The sequence below is a fragment of the Pontibacter amylolyticus genome, from assembly GCF_014638845.1.
Classification (GTDB): Bacteria; Bacteroidota; Bacteroidia; order Cytophagales; family Hymenobacteraceae; genus Pontibacter; species Pontibacter amylolyticus.
The window spans coordinates 562084-584108 of sequence record NZ_BMFP01000001.1; the positions used below are offsets into that span (position 1 = coordinate 562084).

20 protein-coding genes are annotated in these 22025 nt (G+C 54.8%); 6 read left to right on the forward strand and 14 right to left on the reverse strand.

Translation table 11 applies throughout. The annotated features are described in order from the left end of the window. Positions 1-3: 3 nt before the first annotated feature. The 13 genes from IEV97_RS02535 to IEV97_RS02595 form a co-directional block, all read right to left on the reverse strand. On the reverse strand, positions 4-2604 hold the full coding sequence (locus IEV97_RS02535; RefSeq protein ID WP_188499925.1) for a DUF5686 and carboxypeptidase-like regulatory domain-containing protein: 2601 nt from the start codon (positions 2602-2604) through the stop codon (positions 4-6). Beyond that, positions 2591-2962 carry a GtrA family protein gene (locus IEV97_RS02540; RefSeq protein WP_188499926.1) on the reverse strand — a complete coding sequence of 124 codons (372 nt, stop codon included), beginning with the start codon at positions 2960-2962 and terminating at the stop codon, positions 2591-2593. The genes IEV97_RS02535 and IEV97_RS02540 overlap by 14 nt, the downstream gene beginning before the upstream one ends. Next, entirely contained in the window at positions 2963-3424 is a 462-nt protein-coding gene (locus IEV97_RS02545) for a phosphatidylglycerophosphatase A family protein (protein ID WP_188499927.1), read from the reverse strand. Between the two features lie 5 nt (positions 3425-3429). After that, complete coding sequence (locus IEV97_RS02550; RefSeq protein WP_188499928.1) at positions 3430-4755, reverse strand: inositol-3-phosphate synthase; 1326 nt, start codon at positions 4753-4755, stop codon at positions 3430-3432. Between the two features lie 38 nt (positions 4756-4793). Beyond that, entirely contained in the window at positions 4794-5786 is a 993-nt protein-coding gene (locus tag IEV97_RS02555; RefSeq protein ID WP_188499929.1) for an NAD-dependent epimerase/dehydratase family protein, read from the reverse strand. After that, positions 5783-6904: a GNAT family N-acetyltransferase gene (locus IEV97_RS02560; RefSeq protein WP_188499930.1), complete on the reverse strand. Its 1122-nt coding sequence runs from the start codon at positions 6902-6904 to the stop codon at positions 5783-5785. Before IEV97_RS02560 ends, IEV97_RS02555 begins: the two co-directional genes overlap by 4 nt. Further along, on the reverse strand, positions 6882-8204 hold the full coding sequence (gene spt, locus IEV97_RS02565) for a serine palmitoyltransferase (RefSeq protein ID WP_229733755.1): 1323 nt from the start codon (positions 8202-8204) through the stop codon (positions 6882-6884). Before spt ends, IEV97_RS02560 begins: the two co-directional genes overlap by 23 nt. Positions 8205-8333: 129 nt before the next feature. Next, positions 8334-8924: a TetR/AcrR family transcriptional regulator gene (locus IEV97_RS02570; RefSeq protein ID WP_188499931.1), complete on the reverse strand. Its 591-nt coding sequence runs from the start codon at positions 8922-8924 to the stop codon at positions 8334-8336. Positions 8925-9108: 184 nt separating this feature from the next. Then, complete coding sequence (locus tag IEV97_RS02575) at positions 9109-10026, reverse strand: pirin family protein (RefSeq protein WP_188499932.1); 918 nt, start codon at positions 10024-10026, stop codon at positions 9109-9111. A gap of 80 nt (positions 10027-10106) precedes the next feature. Further along, a complete protein-coding gene (locus IEV97_RS02580; RefSeq protein ID WP_188499933.1) occupies positions 10107-12233 on the reverse strand; it encodes a PAS domain-containing sensor histidine kinase in 2127 nt (708 codons plus the stop codon). 165 nt (positions 12234-12398) lie between these two features. Continuing rightward, entirely contained in the window at positions 12399-14345 is a 1947-nt protein-coding gene (locus IEV97_RS02585) for a PAS domain-containing sensor histidine kinase (RefSeq protein ID WP_188499934.1), read from the reverse strand. A gap of 135 nt (positions 14346-14480) precedes the next feature. After that, complete coding sequence (locus tag IEV97_RS02590; RefSeq protein ID WP_188499935.1) at positions 14481-15035, reverse strand: serine acetyltransferase; 555 nt, start codon at positions 15033-15035, stop codon at positions 14481-14483. Between the two features lie 76 nt (positions 15036-15111). Then, the gene (locus IEV97_RS02595) at positions 15112-15303 is read right to left on the reverse strand and encodes a hypothetical protein (protein WP_188499936.1); all 192 of its coding nucleotides are present in this window, start codon (positions 15301-15303) and stop codon (positions 15112-15114) included. A gap of 148 nt (positions 15304-15451) precedes the next feature. Between IEV97_RS02595 and IEV97_RS02600 the strand changes: the two genes are divergently transcribed. The 5 genes from IEV97_RS02600 (at position 15452) to IEV97_RS02620 (ending at position 21374) form a co-directional block, all read left to right on the forward strand. Continuing rightward, on the forward strand, positions 15452-16564 hold the full coding sequence (locus tag IEV97_RS02600; protein ID WP_188499937.1) for an SDR family oxidoreductase: 1113 nt from the start codon (positions 15452-15454) through the stop codon (positions 16562-16564). Positions 16565-17047: 483 nt separating this feature from the next. Then, the gene (locus IEV97_RS02605; protein WP_188499938.1) at positions 17048-17521 is read left to right on the forward strand and encodes a COG2426 family protein; all 474 of its coding nucleotides are present in this window, start codon (positions 17048-17050) and stop codon (positions 17519-17521) included. A gap of 117 nt (positions 17522-17638) precedes the next feature. Beyond that, on the forward strand, positions 17639-18760 hold the full coding sequence (locus tag IEV97_RS02610; protein ID WP_188499939.1) for an MBL fold metallo-hydrolase: 1122 nt from the start codon (positions 17639-17641) through the stop codon (positions 18758-18760). Between the two features lie 78 nt (positions 18761-18838). Beyond that, entirely contained in the window at positions 18839-20656 is a 1818-nt protein-coding gene (locus IEV97_RS02615; protein WP_229733756.1) for an AMP-dependent synthetase/ligase, read from the forward strand. Between the two features lie 295 nt (positions 20657-20951). Next, on the forward strand, positions 20952-21374 hold the full coding sequence (locus tag IEV97_RS02620; RefSeq protein ID WP_188499940.1) for a hypothetical protein: 423 nt from the start codon (positions 20952-20954) through the stop codon (positions 21372-21374). A gap of 29 nt (positions 21375-21403) precedes the next feature. Here IEV97_RS02620 and IEV97_RS02625 read toward each other — a convergent pair whose 3' ends face one another. After that, entirely contained in the window at positions 21404-21694 is a 291-nt protein-coding gene (locus IEV97_RS02625; protein ID WP_188499941.1) for an isoamylase early set domain-containing protein, read from the reverse strand. Positions 21695-21777: 83 nt separating this feature from the next. On the opposite strand from IEV97_RS02625, the gene IEV97_RS02630 reads away from it, so the two are divergent. Beyond that, positions 21778-21990, forward strand: a complete 213-nt coding sequence (locus IEV97_RS02630; protein ID WP_188499942.1) for a hypothetical protein — start codon at positions 21778-21780, stop codon at positions 21988-21990. Positions 21991-22025: the final 35 nt, after the last annotated feature.

Genomic DNA, 22025 nt, shown 5'->3' on the forward strand with positions numbered 1-22025 from the left:
TGCTTAAAAATCAAACTTAAAGCTGCCCCTTATACCTAATTCCGACACATTTGGATGATCCAGGTAAGTCAGGCGCTTCACCAGGTCCACCCGGAAGAAATTGAAGATGTTACCTATACCTACGCTCGCCTCCATATACGGCTTGTTTTCAAGGGTATACGTGATTGGCAGCCCATTCGCATCAGTCGGGAATTGTAACAGACCCGGATTTTCGTACGGCCTGTTTTCATCCCGCACTTTGCCATACAGCGCCTTGAACGTCACGAACTCCCGCAGTTTGGTTTTCTTGATCAGCGGCACCTTGTTGAAGATGAAGCCGTTGAAGCTGTGGTCGATGTGCACGCTGGCATACTGGTCGCTCACAAACTCGAGGAAGTTCATTAGGTTATAGGACTGCAGCTGGTAAGAATAACTCTGGTTGGCACGGTGTACTGTGAGCAGCGGGAAAGGCACCTGCCCGAAGGTATAGCCACCTTCTGTTACCACGTCCGAGTAGCCCAGTTGGGAAAGGTAGAAGCGCTTGTTCACGTTCAGGGCCACCTTCTGGTATTCGAACTGCCCGCCGAACGTGCCCTTTATACCGGCCGCAGCGCGCAGCGTGAACACCGGATGTCGGCTGGCGACAGGCGTGCGGTAGATCTTGCCCTGCAGAAACTGCTCGTTCGGTGCCCAGCGCAACTCCAGCGAAGTCTCCGTTGTGGTCAGCTGCTGAAGCGCCACTGTCTCGTCTTCGCCAGTCGCATCACCCATCTGTAGGTATTGCAGCGAACCGGCCGGTGCCTGTTTCCAGTTGCGGAAGCCGATGCGATAGGACATGTGGTTCTCAAACTCCCGCAGGTAATCGATGTTGTAGGTCTCGTTGTAGAGCCACTTGTCGTTATCGCCGCGCTTGAATGAGAGCAGAAAATTGTCCTCCTGCACAAACTGCAGCTCTTGCCCCGGTATGCTGGTGTCCTTCTGGTAGCTCACCCGGATCGCCCGCACCGGAAACTCCCAGATGGAGCGGTCGGTGAGCGAGTAGGTACCGCCCAGGTAGTACTTCCATTTCTCGTCCTTAAAGCCATAGGCCGTGTAGGTCTCCAGCATCACTTTCTTGCTGAAGTTGTTGGTGGTACGCCCGCCGAAGCGCAGCCGGAAGCCCTCCACTGGATTGAAACTGTAAAAGGTGTTGATCGGGCCGATCTCGATGTTGGCACCCGCCCGTTTATACCCCGCGATCAGGGCAGTACCCCAGTCCATGGTGCGCCGGAAGGATTTCATGTTCACCAGGCTGTCGATGTTGGTGTAGGTGTTCAGCTCCACGGCCGAAAGCGAGTCATGCCGGCTGGCCTGCCAGAACTCCTCACCCAGCCCGGCTTGCAGCACGCGCACCACGGCGTCTCCTTCGTAATGCGATGCAGGCTGTGCTTCGTTTACCTTGTAGTCCTTAAAGGAAACCACACGTTCTCCATAGAACCCCATGTCACTGTTCTGCGTCAGGCCGAAGTCGGCTTTGAGGCCGCTTCTGCTCAGGTGGTAGCGGCCATCCGGGTTCTTCTCGAAGTCCAGGTTGATCTTCAGGTCGCGCACCCAGTTGATGCTCACGCCCTTGCTCACCTCCATGTCCACGCTCTGCACGGCGTAAGTACCGTCGAGCGTTACATACAGACTGCCCGTGAACATAAAGGCTGATGGGTTGCGCGGCTCAAACTGCAGTCTGGCCAGTTGCTGTCCTCCATCGACCGTCACCGTGTCCTTGAGGTAGAACTTGTAGAAGGTTGGCGCCATGTCGGCGATCGGGCTCAGGAACTGGTTGGTCAGGATGGTGATGTTGTTCTCGTAGATGTCCACGTCCTGATACATGTGCTGCATGTAGGCCATGATGCCCTTGTTGTCGACAAACTCGCCAAAATCCACTTTCTTCTCGGCCTGCACCACGGTTTTGTGCGCCTGCGGTGACTTGCGGAAATACTGTTCCTTCAGCTCCTCCTGTATGAAGAAAGGCAGGACCGCCCTGCCTGCGAGCACAGTGGTGTCGATGTTGCTGGTGATGAAGTCGTACTTGCGCAGCAGGAGGTTTCGCTTCAGTTTCTCCGGCGTGTTCACCAGAGACATCTGCGTTTTCTCGTACTGCTCGTACTGCACGTAGTCGTAGTTTTCCGGTCGGTTCTTCGGCTTGTTGGCCACAATTTCGCGGATCAGGTCCACGGCCGGGTTGTTCTTGTTGCTGTAGTGCACCTTGCGCTTCTTGCCCACAACTACTATTTCATTCAGCACTTTGGCATCCGTCTGCAGCTTTACCGCCAGAGTCTGCTCCTGCCCCGGCGTCACGGCCAGGGTAGTAGTCTGGTAACCCAGGTATGAGAACTGTATCTTGTTTACGATCTGGTTTGTCCGGATCTGGAAATTGCCCTCGTAGTCGGTGCTGGTACCCGTGCTGGTGCCAGGTATAAAAACAGAAACGCCGATGAGCGTCTCGTTTGTGGCAGCGTCTCTCACGGTGCCCTTAATCGTTGTGAGGCCCTGGGCCATCACAGGTTGGGTGTATACGCCTGCCACAGCGAGCAGCAGGAAACATAACAGCCGGTATAGGTACACGGTATACCTATTCCTATTTGAAAACATATCGTTTTTGAAAAATGTAATTGTAAAAAAAGCCGACAAGCAGCGAGGTAATGATTTTAGAGTAGAGGTAGGGCAAACCGCCATACTGAGTGATCACATACACGCCGGACGCGTTCAGCGCCAGGCTCCCCTTCCAGATGACCAGATACTTCACGGCCTGCAACGGCACGGTTCTATGCACCGCCTCAAACACCCAGTTCCGGCCGAGGGCAAAGTGTGTGATGCCCCCTGTGATGGTACCCGTTACGGTGCCGGTCACATACCAAACACCGAGCAGTTCCACCACCAGCACCGTGACCAGAAAATCAACCGCAGAAGCCACCATGGAAGCAGCCTGTGCCTTCAGAAAGGTAAACATTTAGAATAGCTTCAGGTATAGCAATATTTGTAAAACAATATTTGCGTAAACGCCCGCCACTACGTCGTCCAGCATTACGCCTAGCCCTCCCCTCACTTTCTCTAACCTTCTGATGTACAGCGGCTTCACAATATCGAAAAAGCGAAACAGCACCAGTCCGGCCAGCAATGTACTGAGCGACACCGGTATAAACAGCATCGTGATCAGCATGCCGGCTACCTCGTCTATCACCACTTTCTTATCGTCCTTGCCCCAGTGCGGCTCCACCTCGTTGGCCGACCAAACGCCCAGCACGGTGAGCGCCAGGGTGATGATGGGAAGCCAGAAAACAAGCTGGCCCCCACCCGCCTTAGGTATAGCGTACAGGCACAGACAGACAGCCACAGCAGCCACCGTGCCGCCACCCTTGCCTATGTAACCGATGCCCAGGCTGGTGGAAACCAGTTTGTGCAGTTTCAGCATGCTCTTTACTTCGACTCTACCAGGTCTTCGTAGTAGTCCAGGCCCAGGTGCGTGATCAGGTCTTCGCCCATGATGTGGCGCAGCGTGTTCTGGAGCTTGATCAGCTGTTTGAAGATATCGTGCTCCGGGCGCAGGCCTTCCGCTGTCTGCGGCGACTTGTAGTAGAACGACAGCCACTCCTGTATGCCGCTCATGCCGGAGCGTTGCGCCAGGTCAGTGAACAGGGCCAGGTCCAGAACGATCGGCGCTGCCAGGATCGAGTCACGGCACAGGAAGTTGATCTTTATCTGCATCTTGTAACCCAGCCAGCCAAAGATGTCGATGTTGTCCCAGCTCTCTTTGTTGTCGCCGTGAGGAGGGTAATAGTTGATGCGCACTTTGTGGTACAGATCGCCGTACAGTTCCGGGTTGTCCTCCGGGTGCAGAATGTCTTCGAGCACGCCCAACTTCGATACCTCTTTGGTCTTGAAGTTGTCCGGATCGTCGAGCACCAGGCCGTCGCGGTTACCCAGGATGTTGGAGGAGAACCAGCCGTTGATGCCCAGCGCCCTGGCCTGCAGCCCTGGCGCTATGATGGTCTTCATCAGCGTCTGGCCTGTTTTAAAATCCTTGCCGGAGATGGCCACGCCATTCTCTTTGGCGAGTTCTACCAGCGCAGGTATGTCCACGGTCAGGTTCGGGGCGCCGTTGGCATAAGGCACACCCAGCTTGAGGGCGGCGTACGCGTAGATCATGCTTGGCGCGATGCGTGGGTCGTTGTTGCGCAGACCCTCCTCAAAAGCTGCTATGGTCTGATGCACTTCGCTCACCTCGGTGTATACCTCCGTAGAGCCGCACCACACGATCACCAGGCGGTCGCAGCCGTTCTCATGCTTGAAGGTGCGCATGTCGTCCATCAGTGCTTCGGCGAGCTCATACTTCGTGGCGGCTTCCTTCACGTTGGTGCCGTCCAGGTTTTTGGCGTAGGACTTGTCAAACACCGCTTTCATCGGCTTGATGGCCTCCAGCTCTGGTTTGATGGAGTGCAGCAGCATGGGCTCCAGCACTTTCGCGTTCACGGCCGCTTCAAACACATTGTCCTCGTACACGTCCCAGCCACCGAAAACGATGTCGTTCAGGTTGGCCAGCGGCACGAAGTCTTTGATCAGCGGGTTGCGGTTTTCCGTGCGCTTGCCCAGGCGGATGTTGCCCATCTGAGACAGTGAACCCACGGGTTGGGAGAAACCTTTTCGGATTGCCTCTACCCCTGCAATAAATGTGGTGGCCACCGCTCCCAGTCCCGGAAGCAGGATACCTAAGCGCCCTTCGGCTGGTTTAACTTGATATTCCATCTTATTCACTTAAGTCTAAAACTGTTTAAAATTACTACTTATAGCCAATTGTTTTCTTTATACCATTTCAATGTCTGCGCCAGCCCCTTCTCCAGGTCGTAGGCGGGCACAAAGCCCAGGTCCTGCCTAATCCGGTCGATGCTGCAGTTCCAGTTCTCGGCGGCCAGTTCGTTGAGCTTCTCCTGGTTCAGGGCCGGCGTATTACTGCTACCGGCATAGGCCGCCTCCATGACATGGGCCATCGCACGCACCACTCCCATCGGGAGGTGAACGCGGACGGACTTCCTGCCCAGGATGCGCTTGGTAATGGTGGCCAGCGCGTAGCGGTCGTAGCTGTTGCCATCCGACACGTTGTAACTGGCATGGTGTATGTCTGCGCCCAGCGCCTGCATCACCGCCCGGGCCAGGTCCTTCACGTACACGAAGCTCAGCCACTGCGGCTTGCTGCCAATGTAGGGCTCCAGCCCCAGGTTCAGGGTTTTGAGCACGATGAAAATGTCTTTCTCCCGCGGACCGTACACCGCCGTCGGGCGAAGCACTACCAGGGGCAGTTCCTCCAGCTCCGCCAGGTACTGCTCGGCCAGCAGTTTGCTCTTGCCGTAGGCCGTCACCGGCTGCGCCTTGCTTTGTTCATGGATGGGGGTGCTGTCGTTGTACACCACCGGCCCCAGCGCCGCCAGACTGCTGATAAAGACAAACTTCTTCAGCGGGATATTGGCCTCCAGGGCAGCCTGCGCCAGCTTTTGGGTATAGCCGGCGTTTACCTGGTTGTACTCCTGCTCGGTCCTGGCCTTGGTGATGCCGGCCGCATGAATGATGTACTGGTACTGCTTCCCCTCCAATTCCTTTACCAGGGCTTGGGTATCAGTGAAGTCAAGCGAGGTATAGCGGATGCCGAAGGGCTGCAGGTGCGCGATGTCGCTGGAAGGGCGCACGGCAGCGTATACCTCCAGCCCTGCCTGCACAGCGGCCTCCACCAGGTGGTGCCCCACAAAGCCGCTCGCTCCCGTTATCAGTACCCGCTCCTTCATATCGCCTTCTCGTAGATCCTGTATTTTTTATAAGGCGTAGCACCCATTTTCAGCAGCCCCTGGTTCATGAGCAGGTTGTTTTCCAGTATCCAGGAGGCCTCCGCTGAATGCATCTTCTTCTCGCGGTGCTTTTGCATGGCGGCGCCATAAAAGCAGGCCTCTATCCCCATCTTCCGATAGCCTTCGATCACCCCGAGCGCGATGATGCGCACGGCCGTTATCTTTTTGCGCAGCAGCAGCAACTTGAAGATACCGGTCGGCAACAGACGCCCTTTTCTGATCTTTTTGAGGATCTGGTTGATGTCAGGTATAGCCAGTGAAAAACCCACCACTTTCCCGTTGTGCTCGGCGATCAGACAGAAATCCGGGTCCACGATCATTTTCAGATCCTTGGCCATGTAGTCGAATTCCTTTGGCGTCATCGGCACAAAGCCCATGTTCTTGTCCCAGGCCGAGTTATAGATCTCGCGCAGGCTCTCTGCTTCCTGCTGATAGTTTTTCAGGTTGATCGGGCGGATGAGGATGCCTTTCTGCGCCAGGCGCTCACGGAGTGCCGCTGCCATGCGGGCTGCTTTGTCGTTGTAACCCTCGGCCAGGAACTGATAAGCCAGCAGGTCCACCTTCTTCTGAAAGCCCAACCCCTCCAGCAGTTCCCGGTAGTAGCTGTAGTTGTAAGGCATCATGGCCACAGGCGAGCTGTCGAAGCCCTCCACCAGCATGCCGCAGGTTTCGTTCGTCGATAAGTTCACCGGCCCGATCATCGACCTGACTTCCTTCGAGAGCAGCCACCGTTGCGCTTCCTGCACAAGGCTGGCAGCCACTTCCCCATCGTTCACGCAGTCAAAAAAACCGAAGAAACCGTCGCGGCTGTTATTGAAGGCATTGTGGTTGTTGTTGAGGATGGCTGCGATCCGCCCGACGAGCCTGTCCCCGTCATATGCCAGGTATAGCCGCACTTCGGAGTGCTCGTGAAACGGGTGCTTGCCCGGCGTCAACATATCCTTTTGCGCGATAAAGAGCTCCGGCACGTAATACGGATCGTTCTTATACAGCGCATGCGGAAAGTCGATGAAGGCTTTCAACTGCTGCTTGGTTTCAACAGGCAGTACTCTCTTCATAAGGCGTGTTTCGGGTGTTGATGCCCAGCAATTTGAATGCATCGGCAATTTTGGTAACTGCCTCTTCTATCTGGCCAAAGGTATGCGTGGCCATGATGGAGAGACGCAGCAGGGTAGAATCGGCCGGAACGGCGGGCGCTACCACCGGGTTCACGAAGATGCCGTTGTCCTGCAGTATTTTAGTTACCTGGAAGGTCAGGTCGTTGTCGCGCACATACACCGGAATGATGGGTGTCTCGGTCGGCCCCAGTTCCAGGCCGGCGGCTGTCAGGAGTTCTATCGCGTAGTTGGTGTTGTGCCAAAGTTGCGCACGGCGCTCCGGTTCCGACTGTATGATATCCAGCGCGGCGAGTGTGCTGGCCACGGAGGCAGGCGACATGCTGGCACTGAAAATGAGCGAGCGCGCATGGTGCTTCAGGTACTCGATGGTGTCGAAGTCGCTCGCTATGAAACCACCCAGCGAGGCGAGTGATTTGCTGAACGTTCCCATGATCAGGTCTACCTGGTCTGTCAGCCCGAAGTGAGAAGCCGTGCCTGCCCCCTGCTCGCCGATCACACCCAAGGCGTGCGCATCGTCTACCATGATGCTGGCGCCGTAGCGTTCGGACAGGGCGACCAGTTCCGGCAGCTTTACGATGTCGCCTTCCATGCTGAACACCCCGTCCACCACGATCAGCTTAATGGCCTCGGCAGGCAAACGGCTCAGTTTGCTCTCCAGGTCCTGCATGTCGTTGTGCCTGTACTTGATCACCCTGGAAAAAGAGAGCCTGCTGCCGTCGATGATAGAGGCGTGGTTATATTCATCCAGTATGATGTAATCGTTGCGGCCGGTGAGGCTGGAGATCACGCCCAGGTTTACCTGAAACCCGGTGCTGAACACCAGGGCGGCGTCTTTGCCGACATAGGCGGCCAGCCTGTCCTCCAGCTCCATGTGAATGTCGAGGGTGCCGTTCAGAAAGCGGGAGCCCGCACAGCCGCTGCCATACTTCGCAATGGCCCCGATGGCCGCCTCCTTCACTTTCGGATGGTTCGTCAGCCCCAAATAGGCATTCGAACCGAACATCAGCACCTTCTGGCCGTTTATAATTACCTCTGTATCCTGAGCAGACTCTATTGATCTGAAATAAGGATAGGCCCCCTGCGCCATCGCCCTTTCAGCTGCATGGTATGCAGCACTCTTCTCTCGGGCGAGGATTTTCTCACGAAGTATTTTGCCCATCTGCAATACTTTAAAAATGATTCGCAATTTATTTATCTGGCACAAACCCACCACGTCACCAGCCGGTTTGAAACTGAGCACTTTGTCTCTAAAAGTTCTCCTAGTTCATAAATTATAGAACTACAAACGTATACTAATATTAGCTTTTATTATTGATATTACCTTGAATTTTATGGATTTTTTTGATTTAATTTAACGAGGTGAGGAACTTTATGTTTTCAATCCCCGCATTAATATATTGTGGATAATGTCCATCCGGCCTTCCAGCGCGGCAAACTTATTTTCAACCAGCAGGCCGACCTCCAGTCCCCGGAAGGCGCACACCATGGCGAATGCGATGGCGTCTATATCTTCTGCCGCGTACTGGGCAAACTCCTTCCGCTCAAGGCCAAAACGGAGGATGTTGCGGACCAAGCTTATTTCCCTCAGTTCGTACCGTCTGTGCAGGTCCCGCAAACGCGGAATATTCGCCTCTATATCCCCTTTGATCACACTGTACAGGTTTGCTCTCTTTTTGAGGATATCGAACCGGGTAAGGCACAACGTTCTCAACTTGTCTTCAGCAGTCTGCATTTTGCCTACCTCCTCCTGCAGCGTCCTGAAAACCTCGTCCATTTCGCGCGACACGACCGCGTCAAAGATCTCGTCCTTGCTCTTATAATAATAGTAGAGGGTGCTCTTCCCTTTTCCGGCGGCTTTGGCGATGTCTTCCATGGTCGTTTTGGACCAGCCAAAGTGCCTGAACAGTCTCTGAGCCTCGTCCAGAACCTCCTTTTTTACAAGCTCATCCCTCTCCGTCATACCTGTTGGACCAAAATCGTTTTTCGGTCCAAAGTTAAGCGAATGTTAAGTATTTATCTACTTTTTGCGAATCAATATTTTTAGGATTTTAATAGAAACAGGAGGAAGCGGCTGGTGGCGCCTTGTGCGGAGTGCCCGAACAATTCAGTACGTCAGGTATGGCAGGCACTATACCTGCTATACCTTAAGACAGCGCCTGCGGTGCCGGGCCTCCGCCTGCGGGTTTGGAACGGTCGGCGGGGAGCGGCACGTATTCCAGGTTATCGTTTGGCGGCAGCAGGATGCGTCCTTCTTTCCAGTCGGCTTTCGCCTGCTCTATGCGTTCCTTGCGCGATGACACGAAGTTCCACCAGATAAAGCGCTCGCCCAGCGGCTCTCCGCCCAGCAGCATCAGCGTGGCAGGTTCTTTCGCCAGTATCAGCGGGTCGGCGCCTTTGCTGAACACCAGCATCTGCCCGACGGTATAGGTTTTGTGCGCGACCTCGATGCTGCCTTTCGCCACATAAATTCCACGCTCGGCGTGCTCTTTCGGCAGACCAAAGCGGGCGCCTTTTTCCAGCGCCACGTGCAGATAAAACAAAGGGGAATGGGTTTTCACGTCGTTTCGCAGCCCGTAGGCATTCCCGGCTATCAGGCGCATCCACACGCCGGTCTCGGTAAAGATGGGTAACTGTCCGGGCTGGTAGTTTTCAAATGCAGGGGCGGCTTCTTCATCTTTCTCGGGTAGTGCCACCCAGGTTTGTATCATCTCCAGTTCGCCGCCGGCCAGGGTGGCGGGGTCTTCGAAGCGCTCGGAGTGCGCAATGCCGCTGCCGGCCGTCATCCAGTTCACCTCGCCCGGCCTTATGATCTGCTCCACGCCCAGGCTGTCGCGGTGGGTCACCTGCCCGCCGAAAAGATAGCTGACCGTGGACAGGCCGATGTGCGGGTGCGGCAGCACGTCCATGTCGTGGATGAGCGGTGGCTGCACCTCCACGGGACCGGCGTGGTCCATGAAAATGAAAGGACCTACCATGCGGCGCAGCCGAAAAGGCAGAATGCGCCGCACATCCATTCCGGGAGCAAGCGAAGCTTTACGGGCTTCAATGACGATATCCAGCATACATACGCATTTAAATGAATCCTATACCTGGCGCGATGGCTTTCGACTGTGAGCCAGGAACAAGTAGGCCGGTGCCAGCCCTACTTACTAAAGTATACGCTGAAGGTTGTGCCGACGCCCAGCTCACTCTCCACTTCTATCCTGCCACCTGCGTTCTCCACGATCCTTTTCACCATATACAGGCCCACCCCGGAGCCTTCCACATGGTCGTGGAAACGCTTAAACATGGTAAAGAGTTTGTTTTTCTGTGCGGGAGCCAGCCCCAGGCCATTGTCCTTCACCTGCAGCACCTGAAATCCGTTCACCTGTCCGCAACTCACCTTTACCTGCGGCTTTCTGTCCGGATGACTGTACTTAATGCCGTTCGACAACAGGTTGTACAGAATGCTGCGCAGGTTTTTCTCTGAAAAGGCCATGGTCGCGCAGTCGGCAACGTCCGTCTCGATCTGGGCACCGTATTCGGCGATCATCTTCTCCAGGTCCAGCTCTACTTCCCTCACAACTTCCGTCACCACCACATGCTCCTGCCTGTTCAGCTCTTCCTTCTGCAGCTTTGAGATTTCGGTCAGGCTGGCGATCGTCTTCCTGAATCTGAACACGGAGCCCTGGATCATGTTAAATATTCTTCTGACCTCTGGATTGGCGAGGCTTCCCTCCGAAAGTTCGAATAACAGTTCGCTCATCAGCATTTCGATGTTCGAGATAGGCGCCTTTAGGTCGTGCGAGGCCGTGTAGATGAAGTTATCGAGGTCTTTGTTGATGTAGATGAGTTGCTGATTGGCAATGCCAAACTCCTTGTTGGCCTTTTGCAGCTGCTGTTCGCTTGCTTCCACTGCTTTGCGTGCCTGTACCTGCTCCGTCACTTCCAGCGCGAATACCACCACGCCGTCGATCTGGTTCTGTTCGTTGTAGCGGGCCTGCAGTATGTAGCGGAAGTACCTGTCTTCCATTTCGCCGTCAGGCCGCGCAAACGGAATGTACATTTCCTTCTCTTCGTGGGTGCGGCCCGTTTCGTACACATCCCGAAACGTTTTGTAAACCGGGTTGCCTTCTATTTCGGGCAGGGCCTTAAGTATAGGTTTGCCGAGCAGTTGCCGCTCGGGGAAAAACGCGGCATAGGCCGGGTTAACCAGCTCGTATACCAGGTCAGACCCGTTGAGAATACAGATGGCGGCCGGCGCACTCATAAAGAGGCTTTGTAAACGTTTGCTCTGCCGCTCAGCCTCCGCCTGCGCCTGCTCCAGTTCGAAGGTGCGGCGTTTTATCACTTCTTCCAGGCCCAGATTCATGCTATGAAGCGATGCGGCACTCGACTCCACCTGCTGGCGCGCCGCCACGAACGCTGTCACATCCAGCGCAAAGATCAGGATGCCATTTACCTTCCCTTCCGCGTCGAGCAGGGCCTGGTAGATAAAATTCCAGTAGATGTCCTCGGCAGGCTGCCCTTCGTAGCGCGCCACCGGTATCAGCACTTCCTTCCCTTCGTAGGTGACGCCTGTTTTGTATACCTCGTGGATGATGTCATAGACCGGCTGGTGCCTCAGCTCCGGCAAAGCCTCGAACAGGGGCAGGTCCAGCAGTTCACGACCCGGAAAAAGCTGGTAATAGGAACTGTTGATTACCCTGTAGATGAAGGTTGGTCCCTCGAGCATGGCACAGGCCGCCGGTGCCTGGTCAAAAAAGCGATCCAAGCGAAGGCGCTGTTGCTCTGCCTGGGCTAGCGCGGCCTGCTCTTTCACACGGCTCTCTTCGAGTTGTGCCTTTGTTTTCAGGTCGTCCGAAATGTTTTTTGTTTCATGCAGAATACAAACGAGTTCGCCCTGGCTATTGTAAACAGGTGTGTTTGTAGAGGTCCAGTACCGTTCAAAAAATCCCCCTGCCTTGCCGGGGTCCTGAATGTCGTAGCGCATGACATCCATTTTGTCGGGTTTACGGGTAGCGATCGCCCGCTCGATGGATGCTCGCAGGCTTGCCGAAGAAGTGAGTTCGGGCGTATTAGGGTTGTCCGGAAAAACGTCGAAGAGATGCCTGCCCATGATGTGCTCACGGGTTAAAAACGCCTCACGCAAATAAGCATCTGAGGCACCTATCAGGGTCAGGTGAGGCGAAATAAGCAAGATCAGGCCACTCTGTGCTTCCAGCAATTGCTGGAAGGGGACGGCTTGGTCAGACTGATTCCCCTGAGTGGGAACTGTGCTATCTAGCATGCGGTACTTTTATAATGAACATTGATTATGGGTGTGCGGACCATGTTACCAAAAGGCGGCATGGCCCCTACGCCATACCTGGCGGCGCGGCTTCCAGCCATACCGTTTCATAATTTCCCGAAGCACTCCTATACCTACTATACTGAAAGTATAGGAGTACTGCGATCAGTCCTTTTTCTGGTGGAAGCTGACGATAAACCTGGAGCCTACGCCTACTTCGCTCTCCACCGCGATGCTGTCGCCGGCGTTGTCAAGTATGCGCTTCACCAGGTACAGCCCTATGCCCGTGCCCTCCACATGATCGTGCGCACGCTTGAACAGCGAGAAGATCTTACCGATCTGACTCGGAGCAAGGCCAAGGCCGTTGTCCTGCACAGAGAGTTCGTATACCCCTTCCTTTGTAATGGCCGTGCTGATGCTGACCACCGGGCTTCGATCGGGGTCAGCGTACTTGATGGCGTTGGAAACCAGGTTGAACAGGATGCTCCGGAGATTCTTGCGGGCATAGCGCAGCGTGTTAAACTCCATGTCGGTGCACTCCACCACGGCGCCGGTATGCTCGATATAGGGCTGCAAACTGATCTTGATGTCCTCCATCATGTCCCGTATCTGCACATCCTCCGGCGATTCCAGCTCATGGTTCAGCCTGGTGACGTCCGACAGATCGGCGATCACGTTTTTGAGCGTGCCGAGTGCGCTGCCCATGTAGTTTAACAGCACTTCATGTTGCGCCAGGTTGTCCCCCAGGTCTTCCCGGAGCGCCTGCAGCAGGCCTTCCAGGTTGGTGATCGGTGCTTTCAGGTCGTGGGAGGCGGCGTACACAAAATTGTCGAGCTCGTTGTTGATCTTGATCAGCTCACTGTTTTTGTGCATCAGCTCCTCGTTGCGCCGCCGCTCTGTCAGGTCCCGGGTTACTTTGGAGAAGCCCAGCAGGCGCTTTTTGCTGTTATAGATCGGCGTGATCACCACGTTGGCCCAGAAAGCGGTGCCGTCTTTGCGAATTCGCCAGCCTTCGTCTTCGAAGCGGCCCATCTCCTGCGCCTTCTTGAGCTCGTACTGCGGAAACCCGTTCGCGATGGACTCCCGGTTGTAAAACGTGGAGAAATGGCGCCCGATAATCTCTTTCGGTTTGTAGCCTTTGATGCGCTCGGCGCCTTCGTTCCAGCTCATCACGATTCCCTCCGGATTCAGCATCAGGATGGCGTAGTCCTTCACGCTGTCGATCATGAGGCGGCTTTTTTCCTCGCTTTCCCGCAGCTCTTCGTTGGTGAGGAAAAGCTGCTGCTCCATTTTCAGTTTATCCGTAAGGTCGCGCGTGATCTTTGAAAAGCCGATCAGCTCTTTTTTGGAATTGTAAATGGAGGTGATCACCGTATTGGCCCAGAAGGCAGAACCGTCTTTGCGGTAACGCCAGCCATTGTCCTCGAAGCGGCCATGCGCTTTGGCCTGCTTGAGTTCATAATCCGGAAAACCCTCAGCGATCAGCTCCTGGCTGTAGAACCGGGCAAAATACTTCCCGATGATCTCGTGCGCCTCATAGCCGTTCATGCGGCGGGCACCATTGTTCCAGGTCGCCACGTTACCGGCAGGGTCCAGCATGAAGATGGCGTAATCGGTTACCCCTTCTATGAGCAGGCGAAAGCGCTCTTCGCTCTCTTTCAGCTCCTCAAAGGCCCGGTACAGGTCATCTTCGGCTTTTTTGCGCACCGACAGGTCGCGGGTTATTTTTGAGAAGGCAACCAGCTGCCGGTCTTTGTCATACACGGGTGTGATGACCACGTTGGCCCAGAAAACGGAGCCGTCCTTTTTCACGCGCCAGCCCTCCTCTTCGTACTTGCCCTCAGCAATTGCTTTGGTCAGCTCCTGCGCCGGGTAGTTTGTATCAATATCCTTTTGGGTATAGAAGATCGAAAAATGCTTGCCCAGGATCTCCTGCTCCTCATAGCCCTTGATCTGCCTGGCACCGGTGTTCCAGGTGATGATGTGGCCTTCGGCATCGAGCAGAAAAATTGCATAGTCCGTGATGCTGTCAATAAGAATCCGGTACTGCTCTTCGCCGCTGGTGTCTATACCTGCTGCGGTAGCAGTAACTGGTTTTAAGTTTATGTCCATTCAAAAAAGCTGCTTAGGTAAGGTGAGTAAGGTATAAGAGAGGGTTCAGCCTTTGATATAAAACATTGTTAGCAATTGGCTAATATAGGGGAAAAAATCTGTTCAAGGTCAATCGACCGGGTTGGACGGGCCAGGCTATACCTCCTGCGCCTGCAGGGTAGCGCTTGGTTCACTCGCTACGGCTGGCTGGTCGAGGCGCTTGATGACGCGGGCCGGGTTACCTACCGCCACGCAGTTATCGGGTATGTCCTTCACCACGACCGACCCCGCCCCGATGCGCACATTGTTCCCGACGCGCACCTCGCCGATGATGCACACGTTGGAGCCCAGCTCCACATTATTGCCGATGATGGGGGAACCCGTGTAACTGCCGTCCTCGCGGCGGATATTGCCCAGCGTGGTGGAGTGGCGGAAAAAGCAGTTCTCGCCGATCACGGAGCAGCCGTTTACGACCAGCGCCTGCCCGTGGCCCAGGAAGAAATTCTTACCCACTTTGGTCCAGTGGGGCAACTCGATACCCATAAACCACTCTACCAGTATTTTGTAGAACATCAGGTAAGGCAGCCAGATAATGCGGAAAAAAGTGTTGAGGCGGGCAGGGTAGGCAATGCGGAACATCAGCATCACAAGGCGGCCTTTCAGGTTTCCCTTGTTTGCGTTCCAATCCTGAAAAATATATGAGAGAAACATAGGGTTGTTTACATGTATGTACCCGCATACGCTGTGTTGCGGTCTGGCGTTGCGGATTCTTCCACATAGCCCCGCCTTAGTCCTCTTTACCCCGCAAAGCGCCGTAGAGAACAGGACTGAAAAACCGCAGATTTTCGAGCACGCAGGCCATGCTGTAAAACTTCTCAGGGTCAATCTCAGGCTCCTCCGCCATGGTGGCCAGCAGCACATCTAAGGTATAGGTGAACGTGGCGTCGAACTCTTCTTCGGTCATTTTAGGGGCTATCATGTGGTAAGCTATACCTGTAACAAACTCTGCGGCAATTCATTTCAAAGGGCAGCGATTTTTGTGCCGGCTGGCACGCAGCCCAACATGCGCCGCCTGAGGCCGTACCTTATGAAGGTAGCATTTATTACTGATATAACAATTTACAACTATGACGATCAAACTTAAACCATTGAAAGACCAGGTAATCGTGATTACCGGGGCATCGAGCGGCATTGGACTGGCCACAGCCTTTGCCGCCGCCGAAAAGGGCGCACGCCTGGTGCTGGCAGCCCGCAACGAGCAGGCCCTGCAGGAAATAGCCCAGGAAATAAACGACAAGGGCGGACAGGCCATTGCCGTTGGGGCCGATGTAGGTCGGCAGCAGGACGTGCAACGCATCGCCGATGCGGCCCTCTCCCACTTCGGGGGCTTCGACACCTGGGTGAATGACGCCGGCGTATCCATTTACGGACGCCTGCTGGAGGTGAGCGACGAAGATAACCGCCGCCTCTTCGACACCAACTTCTGGGGACTGGTATACGGCTCGCAGATGGCGGCCATGCACCTGCGCAACCGGGGCGGCGCCATCATCAACCTCGGCAGTGTACTCTCCGACACTGCCATCCCCATGCAGGGGATGTACAGCGCCACCAAGCACGCCGTGAAGGGCTTTACGGATGCCCTGCGCATCGAACTGGAAGAAGAAGGGGCGCCTGTATCGGTTACCCTGATCAAACCGGCCGCCATCAACACCCCCTACCCCGACCACGCCAAGAACTATACCGACCGCAAGCTGACGCTTCCGCCACCAGTATACGAGCCTGAGGAAGTGGCCAACGCCATTCTGTATGCCGCCACCCATCAGAAACGCGACATCATGGTGGGCGGCGGAGGCAAGCTCATGAGCCTGACCAACAAACTGGCCCCGGGTCTGATGGACCTTTCCAGCGAAAAACTGATGACCGATCAGCAACTGCTCGACGAGCCGGCCCGCCACCGCGAGGGAACCCTGCACCAGCCGGGGGAGGGCGGCCGCATACACGGCCGCATCAAGGACACCATGCCGACCAGCCTCTATACCCGCGCGGTGACCAACCCGGTCATAGCAGGCGCTGTGGTGGCTGCCGCAGGTGCCGCCGCGCTGGCGCTAATGGGCAAGAAGCGCACGAGCATGAACGGCGACCGGTATAAACAGGCGAATACCAGACCGGAGATGGTGGAAGTCGTGGAGATTGTGGAAGAGGTAAACGTAACCCCGCTCCCTCCGCAGCGTCCGCTATAAGCCAAATATTGCCAGCCCACACCTTATGTGTGAGCTTTGACAGTATAAACAAACACAGGTGCAAAGTCCAGAACTTTTGCACCTGTGTTTGTTTATAGGTATACGTGCAATTTTAATCATTTTATCAAATAAAAATAATACAACTAAAACAAATATTAAGGCTTCTTTGGACTAGGCTCTGAAACATTGCCCCGCCACCTGAAATGTCTTTTAAAAGCCTTTGCTGATCGGTTTAGCATGTCAAAACGCTATATACGTCCAAGATCATATTTATAATTAGCAAATCACTATATCAAAAAACTACCAAATCACGTTGAATTATATTGTAGATCACTCTGTTAGCAACACGGTGGTTGGACGGTCCGTAAAGCCGGTGGCTGAATTATTTTCAGCTATCGCATACTGCACTGATGTATAACCACTGGTTTTGCCGTTATATTTGCAGACTTTTGACTAGTAGCTTAGCTTATTTTTAATATCCATATGTTTGAAACGCTTCTTTATACCTTTCTTTTGAGTATCTCCCCTTTCGGAGAAGCGCGGGCAGGCATACCATACGCCATTTTAAATAATGTGCATTTTATTCTGGCCTTCCTGGTTGGCACTGTGGCCAATACACTGGTGTTCCCACTTTTCATGTGGCTGATCGATACCTTTAGCCAGAAGTTCTGGCCGTTCAGGGCCTACAAAAGAGGGGTGGTTTTCTTATCAAAGCGAGCGAAGAAACTGGCCGGTGACAATGTGCAAAAGCATGGTTTCTGGGGGCTGATGGTGTTTGTGATGATCCCGCTGCCCGGCACAGGCGCCTATATGGGTACCATTGCCGCCAACATCTTCAAGATTGAGCGTAGAAAGGCTTTCCTGGCCATAAGCATTGGCGTTGTAATTTCTTCTGTCTTTATGGCCCTGGCCACGCACTTTGGTCACCTGGGCGTTACGCAGCTTTCTTCCAATTAACCTGACTTCGCGATTATAGGCACAAGCCCTGTTTGCAAAGCCTCTCCGGCTGAAAGCAAACAGGGCTTTTTGCTGCCCTCCACCTTCACAGAGCAAAAGAATGTGTATTTTTGGCCCATGACGCTCAAAAAAATCACGTCCTACGCTTTACTTTCCCTGCTCTTGATTTCCGGTGCTGCCGGCTGTAGCTTTATGCACCTCTCCCCCCAGTTCGGCGGCGAGGCCAAAGGCGAACGACTGAAGCTCATGCAGGCCTCACCTAACTACGAAGACGGCATCTTTCACAACCCGGTGCCGACCAACATGGACATGGGCTTCGGGGGCATTGTCAAAATGATCAACTCCCGCCTCTTCGACAAAACGGAGAACCAGGCGCCTGACTGGCAGTTGCCAGTGGAGAAGCTGGATCCGGGTAGACTCGCCTCGGCGCAGGACACCGCCACGGTGCTCACCTGGTTCGGCCACTCCACCTTTCTGATCGAGCTGGACGGCAAGCGCCTGCTCGTCGACCCCATGCTGGGCGAGCGGGCCTCACCGCTCAGTTTCCTGGGTCCGAAGCGTTTTACCGACGAGCTGCCCATCACCATTGAAGACCTGCCCTTCATCGATGCAGTGCTCATCTCGCACGACCACTACGACCACCTCGACTACGGCTCCATCAAAAAACTGGCAGAAAAGACCGGTCACTTTTATGTGGCGCTGGGCGTGGGCGCGCACCTGGAGCGCTGGGACATTCCGGCCGAAAAGATCACGGAGCTGGACTGGTGGGACGAGGCCGAGCTGGCAGGTATAACATTTGTCGCTACCCCGGCCCGGCACTTCTCCGGACGCGGCATTTCTGATCGTATGAAGACCCTCTGGACCTCCTGGGTGATACAGGGCAAAAACGAAAAAATCTTCTTCAGCGGCGACACGGGCTATTTCGACGGCTTCAAGGAAATTGGCGAAAGGTATGGCCCCTTCGACATCACCCTGCTCGAGTGCGGGCAGTACAACGAACTCTGGCAGAGCATCCACATGATGCCGGAGGAAACCGTGCAGGCCCACCTCGACCTGAAAGGAAAACTGATGATGCCGATCCACTGGGGCGCCTTTACGCTGGCCATGCACTCCTGGACCGACCCGATTGAGCGCGTGACGAAAAAGGCAAGGGAGCTGAACGTGCCCACGACCACACCGCGCATCGGGGAGCCCATCATCCTGAATAGAAGCATTCCAAAATCGCAGTGGTGGGAGTAGCGGCGGGTATAGCCTCTGGCAACACAGAAGCTACTGACGCAGTACTGCTGTATAGGTATAGATTTAAGACAGAGATTCGTGGAAAAAAACGAAGGAACAGCACAGGCGGCAAAGCCCAGCCGCCTGTTCGATTGCATTGACTGGCAACTGAAGAACTTTCCGCTGGAAGACATGCTGGCCGCCAAGGAAGACGATGCGTGGATCAGGTATAGCACCCGCGATGTGCAGGACAAGGTGAACCGCATCAGCGCCGCCCTGCTTGGGCTCGGCATCACCAAAGGCGACGGCACCGCCGAGGGCCGCGACAAGATCGCCATCATCAGCCCCAACTGCCCCGAGTGGATGCTGGTGGACATGGCCATCCAGCAGATCGGCGCCATTTCGGTACCCATCTACCCCACCATCAACAACAGCGAAATGGAGTTTGTGCTGCAGGACGCCGCCGTGAAACTGGCCTTTGTGGGGAACGAAGTACTTTACCGCAAGATACTGGGCATGCAGGACGCGCTCCCTGCGTTAGAGGCCGTCTATACCTTCAAGGCGGTGGAGGACGCCCCCCACTGGAAAGAACTCTTGGCCGAACCTTCTCCCTATACCTTGCAGCAGGTGGAGCTGCTGCGCGATGCCGTGGGCGAGCACGAACTGGCCACCATCCTCTATACCTCCGGCACCACCGGAACACCCAAAGGCGTGATGCTCTCACACAACAATATCCTGAGCAACATGTTCGACAGTGCGCTCATCATCCAGGAGATCGGTGTGTACCGCAAAAAGGCCATCAGTTTTCTGCCGCTCAACCACGCCTTCGAGCGCATGGCCACCTACTGTTACTTCTACTGCGGCGTGTCGATCTACTATGCCGAAGGGATGGAAACCATCGCCGCCAACCTGCGCGAAGTGAAGCCGACCATGTTCACCACAGTGCCGCGCCTGCTCGAGAAGGTATACGAGGGTATTGTGGCCAAAGGCTCCGAACTCACCGGTAGCAAAAAGAGAATCTTCTTCTGGGCACTGGAACTGGCCGAGCGCTTTGAAATCAATAAGCCGATGCCGCTGGCCTACCGGATGCAGCTGGCCCTGGCCGACCGCCTGGTGTTCAGCAAGTGGCGGCAGGCGCTGGGTGACGAAGTGAAAGCCATCATCACGGGGGCAGCTGCCTGCCAGGTGCGCCTGCTCCGCATCTTCACCGCTGCCGGTATCGTCATACAGGAGGGCTACGGCCTGACCGAGGCCTCCCCAATTATCAGCGGTAACCGCTACCCGGAACACAACCGTATGTTCGGCACCGTGGGTCCGCTGCTTAAAAGTGTGGAAGTGAAGATTGCCGGGGACGGCGAGATCCTGTGCAAAGGGCCGAACGTGATGATGGGCTACTACCGTCGTCCGGACCTGACGGCCGAGGTCATTGACCGGGACGGCTGGTTGCATACCGGCGACATCGGCACGATGATCGACGGCAAATTCCTGAAAATAACGGACCGCAAGAAAGAGCTTTTCAAAACGAGCGGTGGCAAGTACGTGGCCCCGCAGCCGATCGAGAACAAGATGGTGGAGAGCAACTGGATCGAGCAGATCATGGTGGTGGGCGAGATGCAGAAGTTCGTGGGCGCCCTGATCGTGCCGGCTTTCAACAAGCTGCGCGAGTGGTACGACACCCAGGGCAAATCCTACCCAGGCAACAAGGCCGTGCTGGAAGACCAGGAGGTATGGAAACTGATCAAACAGGCAGTGAACCAGTACAACGTGGAGTTCAACCCGGTAGAACAGGTGAAGAAGTTCGCGCTTATACCTGCCGAGTGGTCCATCGAAAACGGGGAGCTCACCCCCACCCTCAAGCTCAAGCGCCGGGTTATTCTGGAAAGGTATAAAGACCTGGTGAGCTCGCTCTACGTTTAGACCGGCTGCAAACTACGCGATGGCACTCCTGCTTTTTCTCCGGGCGACCTTTTTGACAAAGGAATTTGTGACAAAGGACAATGGATTACGGAACATAGTGATTCAAGCAGACGCTGTCATAGGGGAACAGCTCTACAATTGACCACTGTTGTACTGCACGCGATTTAACTGATGACCGGTTCGTTGCCTACCGCTTCGCACAGCAGCGGAGTAAATTTTTATCACCTAATCAGGTATAGGCACTACCGCAGCTCTGCCGGAAAACCCTCTGCCTTTCCGGATAGTAAGTATAGGTATGAATGACGCTGAAGAAAAGCTGGAAGAAGCCGGCACCGTATTGCCCCACCCCCAAACGCTTGTTCCGACTACGCTGAACAAAGCGAACGTTTTGTTTATAGGGCCTGTGGAGAATGGCTATTTCAAACCTTTGCCGGACCTGAAGCAGAGCCCTCCCCGCTGGGAGGCGGGCACGTACAGCCTGGCAGCCGGCAAGTGGCCCTCACCCAACCTCACCGCCGACCTGCTGGACCTCACGCCCTACAACGGGCAGGCCATTATGGTCATCGCCTCTGACTGGAACCAGGAAGTGATCAGTGAGGCGCGTATTTTCGGTGTGCTGGACAAAGTTGCCTGCGATGTGCTACAGAAGTTCGCCTACGGGCACATGCAGGAAAAGGAGGAGGAAATAGCCTCCTACATCTCCGGTATAAGCAATTAGATCAAGCTGCTGCCTTAAAGAAACGTCAATTACAAGACCAGCAGGGAGTTGGTGCCGCCATACTCGTTGGGGGCCTCTCCGTCCGCCTCCTGATCGTTGCGCCATTCGGTGCCGTCTACCAGGTATTTGAATTCGTGCTGCGTATGGCGCGGAAGTGTCAGCACACTCTCAAATATGCCGCCCTTTTTCCTGGTCATCTGGATCGGCGTGTCCCAGTCGCCATTTAGCCCCCGTATTTCCACTCTTTCCGCATCGGCCAGGCTCATCGTAAACTTCACTTTGCACTGGTCTTTGGTCTTTAGGTAGGTTTTCTGAATCATCCTTCTATTGTTTTTTTCTGTGAGGTAAGGTTGCTTAAGCGAATCGGTGCCGGAAGGTGTTGCATTCTCCTGCCAACAATAACATGTACTCTTTCCTGACAGGTTTTGTTAATGTCTTGCATTTCGGACTGGCCATTCCAAACCCCTGTGCAGGTATAGCTTCCTCCTCCCAAAGCCCCGGTCGTTTAAGCATTGAGACTGACCAGGCTCATCAGACGCTCAGCCTGGCAGACGAATCTGCTCTGCACGAAAAAAAACTGAATTTGCACATGGCCTCCCATGAAAAGAAAGCATAAACGTATTGAAAGGCTTTACTTTTTAGCAACTTGCG